17 protein-coding genes, 1 tRNA gene and 1 riboswitch are annotated in these 20,943 nt (G+C 65.3%); of the genes, 10 read left to right on the top strand and 8 right to left on the bottom strand.

Translation table 11 applies throughout. From position 1 onward, the window contains the following. Nucleotides 1–2: 2 nt before the first annotated feature. Nucleotides 3–1,292 carry a GTPase HflX gene (gene hflX, locus N3J91_16150; protein ID MCX8157945.1) on the top strand — a complete coding sequence of 430 codons (1,290 nt, stop codon included), beginning with the start codon at nt 3–5 and terminating at the stop codon, nt 1,290–1,292. Between the two features lie 93 nt (nt 1,293–1,385). Further along, nucleotides 1,386–2,939, top strand: coding sequence for a CotH kinase family protein (locus tag N3J91_16145; GenBank protein MCX8157944.1), 1,554 nt, complete (start codon nt 1,386–1,388; stop codon nt 2,937–2,939). Nucleotides 2,940–2,965: 26 nt separating this feature from the next. Here N3J91_16145 and N3J91_16140 read toward each other — a convergent pair whose 3' ends face one another. From N3J91_16140 to N3J91_16125, 4 genes are all read right to left on the bottom strand, one after another. Continuing rightward, nucleotides 2,966–3,325 (bottom strand): DUF190 domain-containing protein, encoded by a 360-nt coding sequence (locus N3J91_16140; protein MCX8157943.1) that lies wholly within the window; start codon nt 3,323–3,325, stop codon nt 2,966–2,968. Between the two features lie 8 nt (nt 3,326–3,333). Then, on the bottom strand, nt 3,334–3,726 hold the full coding sequence (gene crcB, locus N3J91_16135) for a fluoride efflux transporter CrcB (GenBank protein ID MCX8157942.1): 393 nt from the start codon (nt 3,724–3,726) through the stop codon (nt 3,334–3,336). Nucleotides 3,727–3,756: 30 nt separating this feature from the next. Then, a riboswitch (Fluoride riboswitch) is annotated at nt 3,757–3,846 on the bottom strand. A gap of 67 nt (nt 3,847–3,913) precedes the next feature. Then, entirely contained in the window at nt 3,914–4,639 is a 726-nt protein-coding gene (locus tag N3J91_16130) for a metallophosphatase family protein (GenBank protein ID MCX8157941.1), read from the bottom strand. 12 nt (nt 4,640–4,651) lie between these two features. Continuing rightward, complete coding sequence (locus N3J91_16125) at nt 4,652–4,930, bottom strand: acylphosphatase (GenBank protein MCX8157940.1); 279 nt, start codon at nt 4,928–4,930, stop codon at nt 4,652–4,654. Nucleotides 4,931–5,368: 438 nt separating this feature from the next. Between N3J91_16125 and N3J91_16120 the strand changes: the two genes are divergently transcribed. Beyond that, entirely contained in the window at nt 5,369–6,289 is a 921-nt protein-coding gene (locus N3J91_16120; protein ID MCX8157939.1) for a hypothetical protein, read from the top strand. A 31-nt stretch (nt 6,290–6,320) separates the two neighbouring features. On the opposite strand, the gene N3J91_16115 is transcribed toward N3J91_16120, so the two are convergent. Together N3J91_16115 and N3J91_16110 are read right to left on the bottom strand one after the other, a co-directional pair. Next, nucleotides 6,321–7,787 carry a hypothetical protein gene (locus tag N3J91_16115; protein MCX8157938.1) on the bottom strand — a complete coding sequence of 489 codons (1,467 nt, stop codon included), beginning with the start codon at nt 7,785–7,787 and terminating at the stop codon, nt 6,321–6,323. A 248-nt stretch (nt 7,788–8,035) separates the two neighbouring features. Further along, complete coding sequence (locus N3J91_16110) at nt 8,036–8,491, bottom strand: DUF5069 domain-containing protein (GenBank protein MCX8157937.1); 456 nt, start codon at nt 8,489–8,491, stop codon at nt 8,036–8,038. 167 nt (nt 8,492–8,658) lie between these two features. Between N3J91_16110 and N3J91_16105 the strand changes: the two genes are divergently transcribed. The 3 genes from N3J91_16105 (at nt 8,659) to N3J91_16095 (ending at nt 13,241) form a co-directional block, all read left to right on the top strand. Further along, nucleotides 8,659–8,749: transfer RNA gene (locus N3J91_16105), tRNA-Ser, on the top strand. A 185-nt stretch (nt 8,750–8,934) separates the two neighbouring features. Beyond that, nucleotides 8,935–12,621, top strand: coding sequence for a PAS domain-containing protein (locus N3J91_16100; GenBank protein ID MCX8157936.1), 3,687 nt, complete (start codon nt 8,935–8,937; stop codon nt 12,619–12,621). Next, nucleotides 12,618–13,241, top strand: coding sequence for a response regulator transcription factor (locus tag N3J91_16095; GenBank protein MCX8157935.1), 624 nt, complete (start codon nt 12,618–12,620; stop codon nt 13,239–13,241). The genes N3J91_16100 and N3J91_16095 overlap by 4 nt, the downstream gene beginning before the upstream one ends. A 26-nt stretch (nt 13,242–13,267) precedes the next feature. On the opposite strand, the gene N3J91_16090 is transcribed toward N3J91_16095, so the two are convergent. Further along, a complete protein-coding gene (locus tag N3J91_16090) occupies nt 13,268–15,235 on the bottom strand; it encodes an MBL fold metallo-hydrolase (protein ID MCX8157934.1) in 1,968 nt (655 codons plus the stop codon). Between the two features lie 171 nt (nt 15,236–15,406). After that, on the bottom strand, nt 15,407–16,465 hold the full coding sequence (locus tag N3J91_16085) for an RNA polymerase sigma factor RpoD/SigA (protein MCX8157933.1): 1,059 nt from the start codon (nt 16,463–16,465) through the stop codon (nt 15,407–15,409). A 185-nt stretch (nt 16,466–16,650) separates the two neighbouring features. Between N3J91_16085 and N3J91_16080 the strand changes: the two genes are divergently transcribed. The 4 genes from N3J91_16080 to N3J91_16065 all read left to right on the top strand — a co-directional run bounded on the left by N3J91_16080 (nt 16,651) and on the right by N3J91_16065 (nt 20,837). Then, complete coding sequence (locus tag N3J91_16080; GenBank protein ID MCX8157932.1) at nt 16,651–17,580, top strand: cobalamin B12-binding domain-containing protein; 930 nt, start codon at nt 16,651–16,653, stop codon at nt 17,578–17,580. A 167-nt stretch (nt 17,581–17,747) separates the two neighbouring features. Continuing rightward, nucleotides 17,748–19,937 carry a DNA topoisomerase IV subunit A gene (locus N3J91_16075; GenBank protein ID MCX8157931.1) on the top strand — a complete coding sequence of 730 codons (2,190 nt, stop codon included), beginning with the start codon at nt 17,748–17,750 and terminating at the stop codon, nt 19,935–19,937. 11 nt (nt 19,938–19,948) lie between these two features. Next, nucleotides 19,949–20,725, top strand: a complete 777-nt coding sequence (locus N3J91_16070) for a hypothetical protein (protein MCX8157930.1) — start codon at nt 19,949–19,951, stop codon at nt 20,723–20,725. After that, complete coding sequence (locus tag N3J91_16065) at nt 20,712–20,837, top strand: hypothetical protein (protein MCX8157929.1); 126 nt, start codon at nt 20,712–20,714, stop codon at nt 20,835–20,837. Before N3J91_16070 ends, N3J91_16065 begins: the two co-directional genes overlap by 14 nt. Nucleotides 20,838–20,943 lie beyond the last annotated feature (106 nt).

Raw genomic sequence — 20,943 nt, 5'->3', positions numbered from 1 at the left:
CCTTGAAAGCGCTGATAGAAATTGCGGCGCAACGCACCGCGCGGGCGTTCCTCATTGGGGTGGAGCTGAAAACCGCGCCGGGGGGCGAGGCGCAGGATTCGCTGGAGGAGCTGGCGGAGCTGGCGATTACGCTGGGGGCGCGGGTGCTGGGGCGGGGGATGCAGAAATTGGAGGCGCCCACGCCGGCCACGTACATTGGGCAGGGGAAGGCGGCGGAGTTTGCCGCGCAATGCGAGGCGCTGGGGGTGGACACGGTGATTTTCGATGACGAGCTGACGCCGGCCCAGACGCGCAACCTGGAGAAGATATTCCACCGCAAGATTCTGGATCGCACGGCGTTGATCCTGGAGATATTCGCCATGCGCGCGCGCACGCGGGAGGGCAAGCTGCAGGTGGAGCTGGCGCAGTTGGAGCATTTGCTGCCGCGGCTGACGCGGTACTGGGGCCATCTTTCGCGGCAGGCGGGGGGGATTGGCATCCGCGGGGGGGAGGGGGAGTCGCAGTTGGAGGCGGATCGGCGGCGGGTGCAGGAGCGGATAGACAAGATTCGGGAGGAGATGGAGACGGTGCGGCGGCAGCGGCAGACGCGGCGGAGCGGGCGGCAGCGGAGCCACTGGCCGCTGGCGTCGCTGGTGGGGTACACCAACGCGGGGAAGAGCACGCTGCTGAACACGTTGACGGATGCGGGGGTGCTGGCGGAGGACAAATTGTTTGCGACGCTGGATCCGACGACGCGGCGGTTGCGGCTGCCTACGAATCAGAATGTGCTGCTTTCGGACACGGTGGGATTCATCCGCAAACTGCCGCATCAACTGGTGGACGCGTTCAAGGCGACGCTGGAGGAGGTGGTGATGGCGGATTTGCTGCTGCATGTGGTGGATGCGAGCCATCCGCGGGCGCGGGAGCAGATTGCGGCGGTGCAGCAGGTGCTGGAGGAGATTGAGGCGGGGGACAAGCCGACGCTGATGGTGTTCAACAAGGTGGATCGCCTGCCGGGCAGCGGGGAGATTGCGGCGCTGCTGGCGGAGCATCCGGGGGCGGTGGCGATTTCGGCGCTGACGGGGGAGGGGCTGCCGGCGTTGATGGAGGAGTTGAGTGCGCGGCTGCGGCCGGTGCGGGATTACCTGGAGCTGGAGGTGCCGCATCATGAGGCGGCGGTGATCGCGCGGCTGCACGAGGTGGCCCAGATAACGGAGAAGGATTATCTGGCGGACAGCGCCCGCTTCAAGGCGCGCATTCCGCCGCATCTGCGGATGGAGTTCAGTCCGTTCATTGTGCGTGAGCTGAGCTGAGGGACGGGGCCCCGCGGCGGCGGGGCTTGGGGGTGGGCAGGCGACAGCGGCCAACGGCAGGCGTGAGGATTGGTGAAAGGCCGATATACATGGGTGTGGTTGATTTTGGGGCTGGCGGCGGGCGGCGGCCTGTGGCACTGGCTGCGGCCGGCGCCTGCGCCCGCAGGCCCGGCGCCGGAGGAGCTTTTTGGGGCCCCCTACGTGTGGCGGATTCATCTGCAGGCGCCGGAGGCGGCGGTGCGGGCGCTGGAGCAGGAGCCGCGGCGGGAGGTGCGGGTGACGGTGGAGTGCGAGGGGCGGCTATATACGAATGTGCAGGCCCATTTGAAGGGGGCGACGGGGAGTTTTCGGCCGGTGGGGGACAAGCCGTCGTGGACGTTGAAGTTTCCTGCGCCCGGATTGCGTGGGAGCGAGAAAATCCACCTGAACAACTCGGTGGAGGATGGCAGTTATTTGTGCGAGTGGCTGGGGAGCGAGGTATTTCGGGCGGGGGGCGTGCCGGCGGCGCGGACGACGCATGCGCTGGTGAGTTTGAACGGTCGGCGGCTGGGTTTGTATGTGGTGAAGGAGGGGTACAACCGGGGTTGGCTGGAGCGGCAGGGGCAGCGGGGGGTGGGTCTGTTTTACGAGCCGGTGCAGGCGCAGGACATCACGGGGCGGCTGGAGATGGTGTTTGGGCCGGCGCAGGAAGCGGGGGCGGGATTGCGGGAGCTGGCGGCGGCGGCGGGGGAGCCGGATTTGAGCAAGCGATGGGAGCAACTGGGGGTGTTCCTGGATCGGGAGCATTTTGCGCGTTTTCTGGCGGGGGAGGTGCTGCTGGGGCATCGGGATGGTTACGGGCTGGCGCGCAATAATTACCGGCTGTATTACGACACGGCGGCGCGGCGGGCGTGGTTCATTCCGCACGGGATGGACAATTTGCTGGGGACGCCGGATTTTCCGTGGCGTCCCTACTGGCGGGGGCTGGTGGCGCGGGCGTTTATGGAGATTCCGGAGGGGAGCGCGCTGTACCGCGCGAGCCTGGAGCGATGGGTGGAGCGGGAATTTCAGCCGGAGCGGTGGAAGCCCCGGCTGGAGGAGCAGGGGCGGCGCCTGGCGGCGGTGCTGCCGCGGGCCGAGGGGCGCGCGGTGGCGCAGGCCGCCGCGGGGCTGGCGCAGCGGCTGGAGCAACGTCATGCGAGCCTGCGGCGGCAGTTGGCGGAGCCGGCGCCCGCGCCGCCGGTGTTTTCGAACGGGGTGGCCCGGCTGAGCGGGTGGCGGGCGGTGGATGTGCCGGAGGGGGGGCGGATGGAGGTGGGGCGCGCGCCGGACGGGCGGGCCGCCCTGATGATCCAGGCCGGGCCGCGGACGGCGGCGACGTGGCGGACGCGGGTCTGGCTGGAGGCGGGGTTGTACGTGTTCACGGGGGAGGTGTGGCTGGAGGGGGTGGCGCCGCTGGCGAATTTGCGGCAGCAGGGGGCGGGGCTGGGGGTGGAGGAGGTTCCTGGACCGCCGCACAAGCTCACGGGAGAGGTGCGGGGCAAAAGGCTGGAGGTTCCCTTTACGATTGCGCCGCCGGGGCGGAGCGTGGAATTGCGGTGCGAGCTGTTTGCGCGGCAGGGGACGGCGTGGTTTGTGAGCGAGACGCTGGTTTTGCGGAAACGGTGAGGGGGGCGGGGGGGCAGCGGGCGGCGTCAAATGCTGACCGGCTCGGGGGAGTCCGGATGACTGCGGTAATCAATGACGCGCACTTTTTCCATGGTGACGAGGCCGCCTTTCATCACCTGATCGAGCCAGGGGAGGAGTTGCTGGATTTTATCCTCGGTGTCAACGATTTCGATCACCAGGGGGAGGTCCATGGAGAGGCGGAGGATTTTGGCGGTGTGGAGGCGGCTGGAGCGGCCGAAGCCCATGGAGCCGCGGAGGACGGTGGCGCCGGCGAGGTGGAGCTCGCGGGCTTTGAGGACGATGGCCTCGTGGAGGGGCTGGTGGCCGAGGCGGTCAGATTCGCCGAGGAAGATGCGCAACAAGGTGGCTTCTTTGGGGAGGTGCATAAGGGGGGTCAGGAAAGTTTTTGATTGATGAACATGCCGGCGAAATATCCCGCGGCGACGGCGAGGAGACAAAGGAAAAGGGAGAGGAGGGCGTTGGCGGCGGCCCAGGCCCACTGGCCTTCGCGGATCAAGTTGAGGGTCTGCCAGCTAAAGGAGGAGAAGGTGGTGTAGCCCCCCAGGCAGCCCAGGAGGAGGAACTGGCGGGCGGTGGCGCCGAGCCAGAAGCGGCCGTCGGGGTCGGTGACGGTGGCGAGGAGGCCGATGAGGAAGCTGCCGGAGACATTGACGAAGAGGGTGCCCCAGGGGAAGACTTCGCCGATGCGGCTGGCCACCCAGCCGGAGATCCAGTAGCGGGCGAGGCTGCCCAGCCCGCCGCCGATAAAAATCCAAAAAGCATTCATTGCAGGTTGCCTGTAGCTGAAACCCCAGGCAGGGGGACAGGAGTTATCAGCCTGAGCGTGGGGCCAGGCGGTTGACCCGCAACCTGGGGCGGGAGGGCAAACCCCATTGCCGGGCGGAAGCTATCCAGCGGGAGGGGGGATGTCAAGCGGGAGGGAGGGGCAAAGCCCTTGGGGGGGGCGGAGAGGCTTATTTGCCGTAGGCCAAGCGCTCGGCCAGACGGGCGGGGAGGCCGGCGGCGAGGATTTTTTTCTGGGCGGCGGGGATGTCGTATTCGAGGCGGCGGAGTTCGATGGTGTTTTCATCGAGGTCGTACACCACATAGGCGGCGCGGGGGTCGTTGTCGCGCGGCTGGCCGATGCTGCCGACGTTGACGAAATACTTTTTGCCAGGCTCGACTTTGAATTTGGAATAGGTGCCGCCGCGGACGACGGAGTCGCGGATGAAGGCGAGGGGGACGTGGGTATGGCCGAAGAAACAGACGGGGGTGTTTTGGTAGGTGAAACTGGCGGCGGCCATGAGTTTGTCGAAGACATAGCCCCACTGGTGGGGGAGGTCGAGGGTGGCGTGGACGATGGTGAAATTGGCGATGAGGCGCTGGTATTTAAGGTCGCGGAGCCATTGGCGGTCGTCTTCGGTGAGCTGGTCGCGGGTCCACATGATGGCCTCGGCGGCGTAGGGGTTGAAGCCTTCGAGGTTTTTGTCCACGGAGCACATTTCGTCGTGGTTGCCCTTGATGCAGGGGATTTTCAAGTCGCGGACGATATCGAGGCACTCCTTGGGGTTGGCGCCGTAGCCGACAACATCGCCCAGGCACACGATGTGCGTGCAATTCTGGGCTTTGATATCCTCCAACACGACCTTGAAGGCCTCAAGGTTGGCATGGATATCGGCAATAATCGCGTACCTGGTCATCTGCAGTCCCGTCTAACCCGTAATCTGAAATCCGCGCAAATCCCCTCGGGCTTCGAGCCATTCGATGGCTTCATGCCGGATAAAGCGGCCCACGGCCGAATCGCGCACGGCCTGCAAAAATGCCTCCAGCTCGGCGCGCGGCCCTTCAGCCACGAGTTCAACCCTGCCATCAAGCAGATTTCGTACCGTTCCACAAATCTCAAAGCCCGGGGTGAGGGATTTCACCGTGTACCGGAAACCTACCCCTTGCACCCGGCCGGAGTAAAAGACTCTGACTCGTTCGCGTTTCATGCCCTTGAGTTGGGGGCACTTTTTGGGGGCTGACTGGGCAGCCCGCCCCATGAAGCCAGAGATTGGCCGGTCTGACAATGAAGAAATGCAGGGAATTTACGCGGAGGGCAAGAAAGTCGCATTTTGCAAGATTTGCGCCAGCCTCACGCAGTTGGCGCAAAAAGTGAGCAGTGCCAAAATGACGCAAAGGCGGTGGTTGCGCGGGTGAATGGGAGGGGTGGATTGACGTCTAATGGTTGGAAGCGTACGTTGTGGATGTTCCCCTTGAAGTGCAGGGGGTGGGTGGTTTTTGGGGGAGGGAGTGAGCGGGTTGCGGCGGTTGAACCATGATGGATGAATCCTATGGGCGCCTCAGCTTCAGTCACGGGTTCGGCGAGTTCCTGGCCGCCGGTTGCGGGCGGTCGTTCAATCAAAAATCTCCTCTGGCTGCTTAATGGGATGCTGCTGGGGATGTTGTTGTTGTCGGTGTGGCATTGGGCGGCGGAGCGGCGGCGGGAGGAGGCCGCGCGGCGGGAGGCGGCGGCGGCCTGCGAGCGGGTGGTTGACAAGGTGGAGCGCCGGCTGAGCGCGGCGGCTTTGTTGCAGGAGGAGGCGCGGGCGGAGTTGTGGCGGGCGCTGGCGGCGAGCGGGGCATCGGATATGAATGCGGGGCGGGTGCGGCTGGCGTTGCGGCGGCTGAAGGGGCAGTTGGAGGGGGCGGAGGAGGATTTGCGGCGGTTTGCGGAGGAGGTCAGCCGGTTGGCGGCGCGGAAAGGATTGCGGCATGGGGTGGCGTTATTGTTCGAGGAGCGGCAGCGGGAATTGGAGGCGCAGAGCGGGCGGCTGGACGGGGCATGGCAGGAATTGGCAGGGCTGGAGCAGCAGGCGGACTGGCTCACGCTGCGTTGGGCGCAGGCGGTGGAGAAGGAGGGTGCGGCGGCGCGTCAGGCGCAGGCGCAGCAGCTTCAGGAGCTGGAAAAGGCGCAGGAGCGGGTGCAGGCGGAGATGCGCCGGATGGAGGACGCCGTGCGTCTGGCGCAGGAGCAGGCGGAGCGGGCCCGGAGGGAGGCCCGGCTGGAGGCGTTGCGGAGTGCGCGGCGGGCGGCGGAGCAGCCCGGCCGGAGTGAGCCGCCGGGGACGGTGGTGCAGGTGAACACGGGGTGGGGGGCGGAGCTGATGCCGGCGCCGGAGGTGATGTGGCTGGCGCCGGGATGGGGGCCGCCGGCGCCCTGGGCGGGGATGGTACAGCAAATACCGCTGCCATATTACGGGGTGCCAGCGTATTTTGAGGGGGGATATGGTTACCGGAGCCGGATTATTGGGTACGGGGTGCGGCATCCGCGGGTGGTGCGGATTGGGCCGTATTTGGTGGTGAATTAGGCAGGGGGGGCGGGCCGGGTTTTTTGTTCGCTCACCATTGGCGGACGCGGAAGAAGAGCATGGGCGGGGCCTCAGGGGGCAGGTTGAGGATGGTGGCGGCGCCGGGTTCGGGCGGGCGGACGGGCTGCCAGGGGCCGAGGGGCGTGGGGGCGGACTCGAGCTGGAAGACCTGGCCGTCGCCATCCCAGGCGACGTTGAGGGCGCCGGTGGCGCGATTGAACTGGAGGTTGAGCAGGCGGGGGGGCTGGGCGGGCGGGGATTTGGCATCGGTGACGACATGCAGGGCGTCGAGGCCGAAGTCGGCGAGGTCTTCGAGGGGTTGGAAGGGGGCGAGCAAATCGAGGTTGCGAAAGACGACGTAGCCGAGGGAGCTGAGGAGGTCGCCTTCGAGGATGGGGCCGAGGGTATCGTCCTGGAAACCGCGTTCGGTGGAGAACCAGATTTCGCCGTGGGGCCAGAGGTACACGGCATCGAGGCCGACTTCCGCCGGTTCGCGGGTTTTGAAGAGGGCGAGCAGTTGCTCGGCGGTGCGGTAAATCTGGCCGTCCTCGCGCAGGAGGTCGCCGGGGCGGATGACTTTGCCGAGGGATTGGGAGAAGAAGCTCTCGCGCACGGAAAAGACGCGGGTGCCGTCGGGGAGGCGTCCGACGGCGTCGAGGCCGGCATTGGGGATGGGGGGCATGGGGGCGAAGGGGGCGAGCCACTGGGTGTAGGTTTTCAGGACGAGGCCCTCATGGGAGAGGAGGTCGCCGTGGGAGAGCGGGCCGCGGGTTTCACTGAAGACATCTTCGTCGAGGGAGAATTGAATGTCGCCGCGCGGCCCCAGGTCCAGGGCGTCGAGGTTGTAGGCCCAGAAGCCGGGCATCAAGCCGAGGCGGCTGAGGAGGTCGCCCAGGCGGCGGACGACGCGGCCGGTATGGGCGAGGAGGTCGCCGCGGGTGCCGTGGATGTTGAGGCCGCTGGTGAAGTTGTGGCGGGTGGAGAACCAGATTTCGCGGGCGGGGGCGGCGAGGAGGTTGAGGTGGTACACCTCGACGGCGCTGCCGCGGGTATCGGTGAGGGTGAGGTTGAGGAGGGGGCGGGGCAGGGGCAGATGGGAGAAGGCATTGGTGAAATCGAGGGGGAGATTGGTGACGACGCCGGGAACGGTGAGCTGGAGTTCGAGGAGCATTTCCTGTTTGTCGGGGGCCTGCCAGCGCCATAGGCCGCTGCCGGTGAGGCGGCGGGAGGGTTGGTGGGGATCGCCGACATAAAAGGCGACGTTTTCGACGGCCCAGACCTGGCTTTGGGCGTTGCTGGCGAGGAGGCGGAGGTCGAGGGTGCCGCGCAGCGGTTCGGGAATGGAAGGCCGGCCGCAGATGGGGCAATCCACCAGGAGGGTGGTGGGACCCAGGAGGGTGTAGCGCCAGGCGGGGGCGGTGCCGGGGGAAATTTGCGCCGGGGCGGGCAGGGCCAGGAGGAAGGCCCCCAACGCCGCCAGCGAGAGTGTCGCTTTCATACGCGTGAGTGAGGCGGTCTGAAATTATGAGAGGATTAAGGGGAATATGCCACGGTTGCGGGCGGGATTCAAGCGGAGGCGGGCAAGGAAAAAGGCGGGGGGGGCGGCGCGCGGCGGGGGAGAGAAAAAGGGGGGCCTAAAAAAAAGGAAAGGCACGGACACCCATCCGTGCCTTTTGCGGGCCGCCACCCGCCTAGCGCCCTATGGCGAGCGACGGTGACCGCAAATCCGAAAAAATGTTCCGCCGTTCAAGGTTTGCCGCCGAAGGAGACGAAGTCGTCGAGGTCGAGCAGGTCAAACCAGGTCACGACATCGGTGCGTTCGGGCGCAATTTTGGCGTGCACCCCATGAAAAAACTCGCGCAGCTCGACGGCTCCCGGGGTGCGCTGTTCCTGCCAGGCGGACCAGGCGGCGATTTCCACCGGGTGGCGGGGGTGTTGGGCGTTTTTTTCGAGCCATTGCAGGATGGCGCCGTCGCCCAGGCCGGCGGCCAGTTGGGCTTTGAGGGCCTCGGGGTCCACGCCGACGAAGGTCAGGAATTGCTGGTCGAGGGGGCAGGCGTAGTTGTATTCGCCATTTTTGCCGGCGAGGAGCGCGCGGCCCTTGTCGAGCATGCGGGGCAGGATGACGAAGCCGCCCAGGCGCACGCGGGGGCTGCGCGGTGGGCGCAGCGTCAAGTCGGGAAAGGCCGGGTTGGCGCTCATGGTTAGATTCTAATGCTTAAAATGAGTATGTTTAATTTTAATACTTGAATAAGTTGCCTCAGTTTGGCGGAAGCGCAAGAGAAAAAATGCGGGGGGGTGGGGGGTGAAGGGGGCATGGAAAAACGTTGCCTGGGGGCGGATTTTGGGGCAGATTAGGCTGGCCCGGCGGAGAGATGGCTGAGTGGTTTAAAGCGCACGCCTGGAGAGCGTGAGTGGGCTAATACCCCACCGGGAGTTCGAATCTCCCTCTCTCCGCCAGTTTCTTTTTTCTGGGTGGCCGGTGGTGGAAGGGAGGCTGATGAGCCGAGCAGGGCGGGGAGCCGATGCGGTGGAAAAAAGCGCTCAAGTTTTGGGCCGGGATGCCGAAGCCTAGTGTGCGACCATGTGCCTTTTGACCCATGGCATGGCCGCGGGTTGGACGGGACCCCTAAACACGGCATAGCATGAGCATGAGCCAGGTGGCGGAACAGAAGCGGCTGGCTGCCCTGCAGGAATGGGCCATTTTGGACACCCAGCGGGAGGCGGCATTTGATGATTTGGCGCATTTGGCGGCGGCCTGCGCGCAGGCGCCGATCGCGTTGATATCTTTTCTGGATGCCACGCGGGCGTGGTGCAAGGCGGTGGTGGGGACGGACATTGTGGAGGTGCCGCGGCATCAATCTTTTACCGAGATGGTGGTGGGTGCGGACGGGCCGGTGGTGATGGAGGATGTGCGGACGGATCCGCGGGGAGGGGAACGCTGCCGGGCGTGGCTGGAGCAGGAAGTTTGTTTTCTGGCGGGCATACCGTTGCGGGCGGCGGAGGGGCTGGCGGTGGGGGCGTTGATTGTGGCGGATCATCAACCGCGGAAGCTGAGCGCGGGGCAGCTTCAATCGCTGGAGCGGCTGGCGCGGCAGGTGATGTCGCAGGTGGGTTTGCGGGACAGCCTGCAGAAATTGGAGAAAGCGTGGAAGGAGCGGGCGGAGACGGAGAGCCGGCTGGCGTACGAGCGGAATCTGTTTGAGACGCTGCTGCAGAACATACCGGATTGCATCTATTTCAAGGATTTGGAGTCGCGGTTTGTCAAATGCAGCCAGGCGCTGGCGGATCGGTTTGGTTTTGCCGATCCGGCGGGGATGGTGGGGAAGAGCGATCAGGATTTGTTTGGGCCGGAGCATGCGGTGCAGGCGTATGAGGATGAGCAGCGGATCATCCGGACGGGGCAGCCGCTGGTGGGGGTGACGGAGAAGGAGACGTATGCGGACGGGCGGGTGACGTGGGCGCTGACGACGAAGATGCCGTGGCGGGATGAGAGCGGGCGGATCATCGGGACGTTTGGCATATCGAAGGACATCACCGAGTTCAAGGTGTCGGAGGAATTGCTGGCGCGGCTGGGGCAGCGGCATCAGCTTATTTTGAATGTGGTGAACGAGGGGATCATCGGGGTGGATCATGAGGGGCGGTGCATATTTGCGAATCTGGCGGCGGCGCGGTTGTTTGGGCGGACGCCGGAGAGCATGGCCAATCAGCCGCTGGAGAGTTTTCTGGTGAATGCGTCGGTCATTTTGGGGGGGGAGCATCACGGGCAGGAGGGGGAGAGCGAATTTGTCTGCGCGGACGGGCGGATCATCCCGGTGGAGTACACGCTGCTGCCGTTGATTGAGGCGGACACCTTGACGGGGAGCGTGTTGACGTTTCGGGACATCACGGCGCGGCGGAAGGTGGAGGCGCAACTGGCGTTTGAGCATGATTTGCTGCGGGCGCTGCTGGACAACATCCCGGACCGGATTTACTTCAAGGATTTGCAGTCGCGGTTTTTGTTGTGCAGCAAGACGGTGGTCTCGGGGCTGGGGATCCAGTCGGCGGAGGAGGCGATAGGGAAGACGGACTTTGATTTCTTCACGGAGGAGCACGCGCGGCCGGCGTATGAGGATGAGCAGGAGATCATCCGGACGGGGCGTCCGATCATTGGGAAGGTGGAGCGGGAGACGTGGGTGGACGGGCGGGAGACGTGGGCGCTGACGACGAAGGTGCCGTTGCGCAATGCGCGGGGGGAGATCATCGGGACGCTGGGGGTGACGAAGGACATCACGGACTTGAAGCGGACGCAGGCGGAGCTGGAGCGGGCGCGGGATGCGGCGCTGGAGTCCACGCGGTTGAAGTCGGAATTTCTGGCGAACATGAGCCATGAGATACGGACGCCGATGAATGGCATCATCGGGATGACGGGATTGTTGCTGGACACGCCGCTGACGCAGGAGCAGCGGGAGTTTGCGGAGACGATCCGGTCGAGCGCGGATGCGCTGCTGGCGATCATCAATGACATTCTGGATTTTTCGAAGATTGAGGCGGGGAAGCTGACGTTTGAGAATGTGAGCTTTGATGTGTCGGAGGCGGTGGAGGGGTCGGTGGAGCTGCTGGCGGAGCGGGCGCGGGCGAAGGGGCTGGAGCTGGGGTGCTGGATTCATCCGGACGTGCCGCCGTGTTTGCGCGGGGATCCGGGGCGGCTGCGGCAGGTGCTGGCGAATTTGCTGGGCAACGCGGTGAAGTTCACCGAGCGGGGGGAGGTGTATGCGGAGGTGGGGGTGGTGGAGCGCGGGCCGAAGGAGGTCATGCTGAAGTTTCTGGTGCGGGATACGGGGATTGGGATACCGGCGGAGGCGCAGAAGCGGTTGTTCCAGGCGTTCACGCAGGCGGATGGGAGCGTGACGCGGAAGTACGGGGGGACGGGGCTGGGGCTGGCGATCAGCAAGAAATTGGTGGAGTTGATGGGGGGCCAGATTGGGCTGAGCAGCCAGGTGGGGAAGGGGAGCGAGTTTTGGTTCACGGCCCGGTTTGGGATTGGGCAGGGGCTGCCGGAGCCGCTGGATCAGGCGGCGAATCTGGCGGGATTGCGGGTGTTGGTGGTGGATGACAGCGACACCAACCGGCGGGTGCTGCACCATCAATGCGAGGCGTGGCAGATGGAGGATCAATGCGTGGGGGACGGGGTGGAGGCGATCAGCACGCTGCGGGCGGCGGCCAACAAGGGCCAGCCATTTGACATCGCGCTGCTGGACATGCAGATGCCGGGGATGGACGGGTTGACGCTGGCGCGGCTGATCAAGTCAGATCCGATGCTGTCGGGGACGCGGCTGGTGATGCTGACGTCGCTGGGGCATCGGCTGACGCCGGAGACATTGAGCCAGGCGGGCATCAGCGCTTATCTGGTGAAACCGGTGAAGCAATCGCGGCTTTATGATTGTCTGGTGCGGGTGCTGGCGGGAGGCGGGGCGCGGCCGCAGCACACGGTGGCGCTGCCGCGGGTGGAGAGCCACGCCGGGCTGCCGCGGCTGCGGGTGCTGGTGGCGGAGGACAACATTGTGAATCAGCGGGTGACGGTGCGGCAGTTGCAGAAGATGGGGCAGGTGGCCGATGCGGTGGCCAACGGGGTGGAGGCGGTCAAGGCGCTGCGGGCGGTGCCGTATGATGTGGTGCTGATGGACTGCCAGATGCCGGAGATGGACGGCTACGAGGCGACGCGCATCATCCGGCAGGAGGAGGGGGCGCGGCCGGAGCGGCGGCGGGCCTACATCATCGCGCTGACGGCCAACGCCCTGCAGGGGGATCGGGAGAAATGCCTGGCGGCGGGGATGGACGATTATATCAGCAAGCCGGTGCAGGTGCAGGCGCTGCAGGCGGCGTTGCAGCGCGCGGCCGAGGCCATGACGCGGGCGGCCGCCAGCCCGCCGCCGGCGGCGGCGCCGGCGGCGACGGTGGAGCCGAGGCCGGCGGTTGGGGTGTCGCCGTATGCGCATTTGCCGCTGCTGGATGCGGAGACGGTGAACAACCTGAGCCTGTTGCAATCGCCGGAGATGCCGGATCCGGTGGCGGAGCTGTTTGGCCTGTTTCTGACGGATGCGCCGAAGTATCTGGGGCGGCTGCAGGCGGGACTGGAGGCGCGGAATGGCGGGGAGCTGGCGGCGGCGGCGCATGCCTTGAAGGGGGCGGCGTCCAACCTGGGGTTGCGGCGGCTGGCGGCGTGTTGCGCGGATTTGGAGAAGGCGGGCAAGGAGGGGAATCTGCCGGTGGCGGCCGCGCTGCATGAGCTGGTGCTGCGGGAGATGGAGGAGGCGCGGCATGCCCTGAACGGGAAGGAAGCCCATGCATGAAGATTTTGGTGGCAGAGGATGACCGGACGAGCAACCGGATGCTGACCATTTTGCTGCAGAAATGGGGCCATGAGGTCATCTCGACGACGGACGGGGCGCAGGCGTGGAAGGCGCTGGCGCAGCCGGGGGCGCCGCAACTGGCGATATTGGACTGGATGATGCCGCTGGTGGACGGGCCGACGCTCTGCCGGATGGCGCGGCAGAATGCGGCGTTGCGCAGTCTGTACATTATTTTGCTGACCACGTTGGGGCGGACGGAGGACGTGGTGGCGGGGCTGGAGAGCGGGGCCAATGATTACGTGGTCAAACCGTTCAATCATGCGGAATTGCAGGCGCGGATCAATGTGGGGGTGCGGATGGTGCTGCTGCAAAACGAGCTGGCGGCCACGCGGCGGGAATGCCACGCGGCGCAGGAGGAGGTCAAGCAACTGCGGGGGATCATTCCGATATGCAGCTACTGCAAGAAGATCCGCGATGATCAAAATTACTGGACGCAGGTGGAGAGTTACATTGCGCGGCATTCGGAGGCCACGTTCAGTCACGGGGTGTGCCCGGAGTGCTTTGAGAAATTTTTGAAGGACGCGGTGACGCCGGAGGAGGGTTTTGAGAAGGCGCCGTGAGGGCGGGGCTGCGGTGGGGCGTGGGGTTATCTGGCCGGTGTGACCTCGACGATGACATCGAAGCGCTGGCCGTAGCGGCGGCCGTCCAGGGTGACATCGAAGGCGGCCAAATAGACGCCCGGGGCGAGGTGGGCGGCGGCCTGCAACTGGATGGGGAAGGCGCGGCGGGCCTGGGCGGGGAGGCGGCCGGTGAGGACGGGGGGTGTGGCGGCCAGGCCGGTGGGGGTGCAAATTGCGATGCGATGCGTCTGGGGGGCGCGCAGGAAGTTGCGCACGTGGAGTTGCAGGGGGGCTGCGCCGCCGGCGGGGAGGGAGAGGCGGTACGGTTCGGCGCGCACCCAGAAGGGGTCGAACATGTAGCGGTAGTCTTTTTCGGCGCTCAATTCCTGGTAGGTGTCGCGGAGGGTGTAGGCCCAGCGGCGGAAGCGCTCGATGAGGGCCGCGGGTTGATCCATGACGAAGGAGTGGCCGCCCAGCATGAGGTCGGGCTGCAGTTTTTTGAGGTATTCGCCGGCGTAGATGTAGCCTTCCTCGAGGATGGCGCTGTTGAAGGCCACGACGGCTTCGTGGGCGGTGTGGGCGGGGTTGAGGGGGTCGCCGAAGAGGTTGTCGCCGGTGAAGGCCACCTTGCGGCCGTCAATGATGCCGTGGAGGCAGAGGGCGAACTCGGTCTGGCCGGGCATCCAGTCCACGGTGAAGCGGAAGCCTTCCCAGGAGAAGGTTTCGCCGGGGCGGAAGGCGCGGTCCACCTTGACGCGGCGGAGGGGTGAGCCGTCGGGGCCGGATTTGCCGTAGGCCTGGAGCATGGCGGCGTAGGGGTAGCGCTCGGGGCGCTCCATTTTGTCCACCATGTTGTCGAGGGCCCAGATTTGGGCGCCCCAGCGCTGGCGGAGGTGGGGGGCTTCGAGGAAGTGATCGCCGTGCATGTGGGTGACGATGACGGCGTCAATGGCCTTGAGGCCGTAGTGCTGGCGGAGGCCGTGGAGGGCGGCGTCGAGCCGGTCTTCGCCGAGGAGGCCGCAATCCACGACGAGGGCGCGGCCGCTGTCGGCGAGGATGAGGCCGAAGTTGCCCCAGAAATTGGGGAGATTGAATTTGAAGAGGTGGGGGGAGATTTGGCCGAGGTGGGGGATGGGGGTGGGGCGGCTGATTTTGTCCTGATGGGTGGCCACGCGCTGCATGTCGTAGCCGCGGACGTAGAGGGCTTCGAAGCGCTGCAATTTGTATTGGAAGGCGCGCAGTTGCGGGAGGGGGTCGCGGATGAGGGGGCCGTGGGCGGGGAGCAGGCAGGCGGGGGCGAGGGCTTCGAGGCGGGCGGCGGAGTCGCGCAGGGCGCGGATGCCGGCGCCGTAGCCGTAGTCCCATTCGCTGTCGTGCCAGGTGTGGAGGCGGGCGCCGTCGAGCATGAGGTCGCCGCTGAAGGCGAGCCAATGATCGCCCTGGCGGAGGAGGTAGGTCATGCTGCCGGGGCTGTTGCCCGGGGTGGCGACGCAGCGGAAATCGAAGCCGCGCCAGTGGAAGAGGTCGTTGGTTTCGAAGGTGAGGGCGAGGGGGATGGGTTGGATGGGGGGTCGGACGTAGGAGGCGCCATAGACGGAGAAGGGGTCGTTGAGGTGGACGTGGAGTTTGCGGAATTTGAGCGGCTGCTCGAAGATGTCGCGCTCGGCCGCGGGGGCGGCGAATTCGGCGGCGGTGGCGGCGAGGCGTGGGGCTCCCTGGCATTGCTCGCGGTGGTGATGGGTGAAGAGGACCCATTCGACGCGCCGCACGCCGAGGTCGGGGAGGCGTTCGAGGACGGAGCCGTCGCCGAGGTCAATGAGGAGGGCGGCGTCGCCGGCGCGGAGGACATAGACGTTGCAGGTATCGGTCCAGCGGAAGAGGTGGGGCCAGCGGCTGGGGTCCACGGGTTGGAGGGTGGGTGAGCCGGCGGGGGCCGGGAGGGTCAGGCCGAGCAGAAATCCGGCGATGAGCCGCAGCGCGCTGATGATTCTCACGGCGTTTATATTAGCGCATGGCGGGCGGCAAACAATGCTGGATTGGCCGGGCGCATGCCGCGGCGGGAGGGGAGGGGGGAAAAAAACGGGCCGGAGAACCCCCGTTCTCCGGCCCGCCAACCAACCCCTTTCCTCCCGGGCATGGCACGGGGCCATGTCCGGCAAAGCGGATCAGGCGGCGATGCGCACGGCTTCGCGGCTTTCGATCATTTTGCGCAGTTTGTTGAGGGCGAGATTTTGGAGCTGGCGGATGCGCTCGCGGGTGACGCCGAATTCGCGGCCGATTTCCTCGAGGGAGCGTTCGGGGCCGCCGTCCAGGCCGAAGCGGAGGCGGAGGATGTTGTATTCGCGCTCGGGGAGGCGTTCGACGAGTTCGCTGAGGAGGTCGAGCATGGTTTTCTGCTCGAGCATGTCGTAGGGATTTTCGGCGCGTTCGTCGGCGATGATGTCGCCCATGCGGCTGGAGTCGTCGTCGCCGATGGGGGCATCAATGGAGGAGGTGCGGACGCCGGCGGAGCGGAGCATGTTGGCGCGTTTGACGCTGATGCCCAGCTCTTCGGCGACTTCCTCGTCGGTGGGGTCCTGGCCCAGCTCCTCGGTCAGGCGCGTGACGGTGCGGCGGACCTTGGCAATTTTGTCGAGCATGTGGATGGGGAGGCGGACGGTTTTGGCCTGATTGGCGATGGCGCGGCGGATGGATTGTTTGATCCACCAGGAGCTGTAGGTGGAGAGTTTGCCGCCCTTGGCGGGGTCAAATTTTTCGACGGCGCGCATGAGGCCGATGTTGCCCTCGTTGATGAGGTCGAGGAGGGGGAGGCCGTAGCCTTCGTATTCGCGGGCAATTTTGACGACGAGGCGGAGGTTGGCGCGGATCATGCGCTCGCGGGCTTTGGCGTCGCCGCGTTTGATGCGGGCGGCCAGTTTGATTTCCTCCTCCGGGGTCAGGAGGGGGACTTCGCCCACCTCGCGCATGTAAAGGCTGAGGCTGTCGGTGGGTTCGTATTCGTCGCGGTAGTTGACCGGCGGGAGGTCGAGGGCCTGGGGAGGCTCGGGCAGGCGGGGGGGATCAAGCGGGACGGTTTGCAGCTCCACGAGCTTGCCCGGGGCGGCCTGCGGGGCGGGCTGGGCCTGGGGCAGGGTGAAGCGGGAGGAGGATTTTTTGAGGGCGGACCGCCGGTTGCGATTGGGCTTGGCGGTTTTTTTGACGGAGACGTTTTTGTTCGGGCGCATACTCTGTATTGTCTCTGGTATGGTTAATATTGTTTCAACATTTCTTGCTCTTGATACGACAAAAATGTGTGCTTGTCAATCTTTTGTCTAAGATATTTAAAAATTTCATGTAGCGCGGCTTATGCAAAAGAAACTCTAATTTGCGACAAAAGCGATACTGGCTATCTTGGGAAGTTTTAATTTGCATGGATCAACCTTGCCACACCATTAAAATGGCGGCCAAGTTGACCGGCTTGAGCGCCCATGTGATACGCATTTGGGAGAAACGCTACGGCGCGGTACAACCGCAGCGCAGCCACACACAGCGGCGTCTTTATTGCGAGCGGGATTTGCAGCGGCTGGCGTTATTGCGCCAGGCCACGGAGCAGGGGCACAACATAGGGGCGATTGCGCGGCTGCGGGATGAAGAGCTGCGGGAGCTGATTGGGCGGGCGGCCGCCGCGGGGGGGCCGGCGAGGGTGTCGCCCAACGGGTGGCACGGTCCGGGGGTGTCCATTGAGGGGTTGCTGGGGCATGTGCGGGCGTTGGATGCAGCAGGTTTGGTGCAGCATCTGGAGCAACTGCACGTGGAGCTGGGGAGCCAGGGTTTGTTGATTCAGGTGGTGGCGCCGCTGGCTCAACGGATTGGGGAGGAATGGGCGCAGGGGCAGATGACGGCGGCGGAGGAGCATTTTGCGACGGCGACGATTCGCGAGTATTTGCTGCATCATGCGCGGCAATTTCCGGTGCAGGGGGCGCCGGCGTTGGTGGCGGCGACGCCGGCGGGGCAACTGCATGAGCTGGGGGCGGTGCTGGCGACGTTTGGGGCGCGCAGCCAGGGGTGGAATGCGGTGTATTTGGGGGCGAGTTTGCCGGCGGCGGAGATAGCGGGGGCGGCGCGGCGGAGCGGGGCGCGGACGGTGGCGTTGAGCATTGTTTTTCCGGCCGATGATCCGGCGCTGGCGGGGGAGTTGAGTCAGTTGCGCAAGGCGCTGCCGGAGGGGGTCACGTTGCTGGCCGGGGGGCGGAGTGCGGCGGCGTATCGGGAGGCGTTGCAGCAGGCGGGGGCGGTGTTGGTGGCGGATTTGCAGCAGTATTTCGAGGTGTTGAACGCCCTGCGGGCGGGGCCGGGATGAGGGGCGGGGGGTGGGGCCGATAGGTGCCGCGGGGGCGGGCTTAAGCGGGTGCGGAGGCTGGGGGGATGGGCGGAAGAGGCCGGCGAGTTTGCGATTGCCAAAATGGCGGAGGAGGATTAAACAACAGGATGCTGCCACGGCGACGCCGTGGGGTGCAGATACCATATATGGCGGAATCGAAGAAACGTAACCCCAACCAGTTGGACTTGGGCATTGCAGTGCCGGCTTCTGCGGAGGCTGGGGAGCATGTGGTGCCGGTGGCGGTGCCGGTGGGGGCGGGGGGCAACGGGGGCAATGGGGGCCAGGGCCAGGGCAAAGCCAACGGGGACGGACCGGGCAATGGGAATGGGGATGCGCATGTGCAGGCGGAGAGGGAGGCGGCGGCTGTGGCGCATCGGGCGTTTGATCCGAAGCGGATTGAGCTGGCGTTGCATCGGCGGGTGGACACGGGCTTTTTGCAGTATGCGTCGTATGTGATCCGGGATCGGGCGATTCCGCATGTGGCGGACGGGCTGAAGCCGGTGCAGCGGCGGATATTGTGGGCGATGCATTTGACGGATGACGGGCGCTTCACCAAGGTGGCGAATGTGGTGGGGGACACGATGAAGTTTCATCCGCATGGGGATGCGGCGATTGGGGAGGCGCTGGTGGTGCTGGCGAACAAGCGGTATTTGATTGAGGGGCAGGGGAATTTTGGGAATTTGTACACGGGGGATCCGGCGGCGGCGCCGCGGTACATTGAATGCCGGTTGACGGAGCTGGCGCGGACGGAGCTGTTTAATGATGACATCACCGAGCTGGTGCCGAGTTATGATGGGCGGAATCAGGAGCCGGTGACGCTGCCGAGCAAACTGCCGCTGACGTTGATGCTGGGGGCGGAGGGGATTGCGGTGGGTTTGGCGGCGCGGATTTTGCCGCACAATTTTCCGGAGCTGTTGCAGGCGCAGATAGCGATCTTGAAGCAGCAGCCCTTCAAGGTGGTGCCGGACTTTCCCACGGGGGGGCTGATGGATGCGCGGGATTATCAGGACGGGAAGGGGACGGTGAAGGTGCGGGCGAAGATCAAGGTGAAGGACGAGTCCACGGTGTTGATCAAGGAGATACCGCCCGGCACGACGACGGAATCATTGATCGCCTCGATAGAGGACGCGACGCGGAAGGGGAAGCTCAAGGTCAAGTCGGTGACGGATTTCACGTCGGAGGAGGTGGAGATTGAGGTGAAGTGCCCGCCGGGGGTGACGGCGGAGAAGCTGGTGGACGCGTTGTATGCGTTCACGGATTGCGAGGTGACGCTGGCCAGCCGGATCATTGTGATCAAGGAGCATCGGCCGGTGGAGATGACGGCCAGCGAGGTGCTGCGGGAGAACACGGCGCAACTGGTGGAGATTCTGCGGCGGGAGCTGGAGCTGAAGCGGGGGCGGCTGCAGGAGGAGCTGCATTTTCGCACGCTGGAGCGGATTTTCATCGAGGAGCGGCTGTACAAGCGGATTGAGAAGTGCCGGACGCAGGAGGCGGTGCAGGCGGCGGTGCGGGAGGGGTTTGAGCCGTATGCGGCGGAGCTGGCGCGGCCGTTGAGCGAGGCGGACATTGAGCGGCTGCTGGGGGTGCGCATCCGGCGGATTTCGCTGTTTGACATTGAGCAGCACCGGCAGGAGATGGCGCGGTTGAAGGGGGAGCTGAAGGAGACGGAGAAGCATTTGAAGAATGTGGTGAAGTATGCGATTGGGCATTTGGAGGGGCTGCTGGCGAAGTATGGGCCGCAGTATCCGCGGCTGACGCGGAGCAGCCGGTTTGACGAGGTGGACACGCGGGAGGCGGCGTTCAAGGCGTTCAAGGTGGCGTATGACCGGGAGAGCGGGTATATCGGGTACAAGGTGGCGGGGGAGGAGTTCAAAGTGGAGTGCACGCGGTTTGACCGCATTCTGCTGGTGTTCAAGGACGGCCATTACAAGGTGATCGAGCTGCCGGAGAAATTGTTTGTGGGGCCGGATTTGGTGTATGCGGGGCTGCCGGAGCGGGAGCGGGTGTTTACGATGGCGTACACGACGCGGGAGGCGACGTATTTGAAGCGGTTCACCTTTGGCGGGATGATCTTGAACAAGGACTATCAATGCGTGCCGGAGAAGGGGCGGATTTTGTTTTTTGAGCCGGACACGCCGGCGGAGCTGTACATCCGGTACAAGCCGGCGCCGTATCAGAAGGTGAATCAGCAGACGTGCCATCCGGCGGAGGTGGACGTGAAGGGGCCGAAGACACGGGGGCGGCAGGTGAGCATCAAGGAAGTGAGTTCGATCACGAGCAAACCGACGCGGGGGTGGGATCCGGAGGCGCCCACCACGCGGGTGGTGTTTGCCTGAGCGGAGGGCGCATGCAAGCCGCGCTGGAGCAACACTGCCGGGAGATCAACCGCTGCAATCAGCGCGGGGGGCGGATGCTATCCATCGTGGATTTGCTGGAGGCGGGGACGTTCAGCACGGATCTGGCGGCGTATTGTCTGGCGGCGATCAGCCGGGGGGCGTCGTTCATGGTGGGGGCGCTGCCCGGGGGGGCGGGGAAGACGACGGTGATGGGGGCGCTGCTTAATTTTGTGCCGCCGGGGGTGGAGCTGCATGCGGCGGACAGTTTGCCCACGCTTGAATGGGCGGCGAAGTTCAACCGGCGGCGGAGTTGTTACATCTGCCACGAGATTGGGACGGGGCATTATTTTGCGTATCTGTGGGGGGAGCCGTTGCGGGCGTACTTCGAGCTGCTGCGGCACGGGCACATGCTGGCCACGAATTTGCACGCGGATTCGCTGGAGGATGCCCGCCGGCAGATTTGTGACGAGAACCAGGTGCCGACGGTGTTGTTTCGCAGGATGAATTTGGTGTTGTTCATCGAGTTTGCGGGCGGCTGGCATGGGCGGCGGGTGGTGAGCCAGCTTTGGGAGAGCGATGGGCGCCAGGAACATCAGATGTTGTATGATGGGGAGGAGTTCCGGCTGCGGGAGAGCCGGCTGGTGTCGGTGGAGGCGATGACGGCCGCGCACGCGCTGCTGCAAGCGGTGCTGGATGCGGGGGTGCGGGAGATTCGCGAGGTGCGGCAGGTGTTGTTGAAGCCGATTGATTTGTCGGGCGCGGGGAGTGCTGGCCATGTGCTGTCCTAAGGAAGATTCCGAGGCTGCAGCGCGGCGGGCCCGCCGGGTGTTGCGGTGGGTGATTGGGGCGGTGATTGCCTTCAACGTGGGGCTGTTGTTGTACCTGTTTTTGCCGCGGTAGCGGAGGCGGGGCGGGGGTTTGAAAGTCGGCGCAGGAGCAAGCGGCACTTGCGCGGCGGGATGCCTGTAGAACTTCAGGGGGGGGGGGGGGATTGACTCCGGGCTTG

It is taken from the genome of Verrucomicrobiia bacterium (assembly GCA_026414565.1).
Lineage (GTDB): Bacteria > Verrucomicrobiota > Verrucomicrobiia > Limisphaerales > Fontisphaeraceae > Fontisphaera.
This window is presented reverse-complemented; position numbering and strand designations above follow the sequence as displayed.

Bases quoted from the DNA above. Each gene is read 5' to 3' on its own strand.
- N3J91_16140 (MCX8157943.1), bottom strand. From the start codon at position 3,325: ATGCACCTCCCCAAAGAAGCCACCTTGTTGCGCATCTTCCTCGGCGAA.
- crcB (MCX8157942.1), bottom strand. From the start codon at position 3,726: ATGAATGCTTTTTGGATTTTTATCGGCGGCGGGCTGGGCAGCCTCGCC.
- N3J91_16130 (MCX8157941.1), bottom strand. From the start codon at position 4,639: ATGACCAGGTACGCGATTATTGCCGATATCCATGCCAACCTTGAGGCC.
- N3J91_16125 (MCX8157940.1), bottom strand. From the start codon at position 4,930: ATGAAACGCGAACGAGTCAGAGTCTTTTACTCCGGCCGGGTGCAAGGG.
- N3J91_16120 (MCX8157939.1), top strand. From the start codon at position 5,369: ATGCTGCTGGGGATGTTGTTGTTGTCGGTGTGGCATTGGGCGGCGGAG.
- N3J91_16115 (MCX8157938.1), bottom strand. From the start codon at position 7,787: ATGAAAGCGACACTCTCGCTGGCGGCGTTGGGGGCCTTCCTCCTGGCC.
- N3J91_16110 (MCX8157937.1), bottom strand. From the start codon at position 8,491: ATGAGCGCCAACCCGGCCTTTCCCGACTTGACGCTGCGCCCACCGCGC.
- N3J91_16100 (MCX8157936.1), top strand. From the start codon at position 8,935: ATGAGCATGAGCCAGGTGGCGGAACAGAAGCGGCTGGCTGCCCTGCAG.
- N3J91_16095 (MCX8157935.1), top strand. From the start codon at position 12,618: ATGAAGATTTTGGTGGCAGAGGATGACCGGACGAGCAACCGGATGCTG.
- N3J91_16085 (MCX8157933.1), bottom strand. From the start codon at position 16,465: ATGCGCCCGAACAAAAACGTCTCCGTCAAAAAAACCGCCAAGCCCAAT.
- N3J91_16080 (MCX8157932.1), top strand. From the start codon at position 16,651: ATGGATCAACCTTGCCACACCATTAAAATGGCGGCCAAGTTGACCGGC.
- N3J91_16075 (MCX8157931.1), top strand. From the start codon at position 17,748: ATGGCGGAATCGAAGAAACGTAACCCCAACCAGTTGGACTTGGGCATT.
- N3J91_16070 (MCX8157930.1), top strand. From the start codon at position 19,949: ATGCAAGCCGCGCTGGAGCAACACTGCCGGGAGATCAACCGCTGCAAT.
- N3J91_16065 (MCX8157929.1), top strand. From the start codon at position 20,712: ATGTGCTGTCCTAAGGAAGATTCCGAGGCTGCAGCGCGGCGGGCCCGC.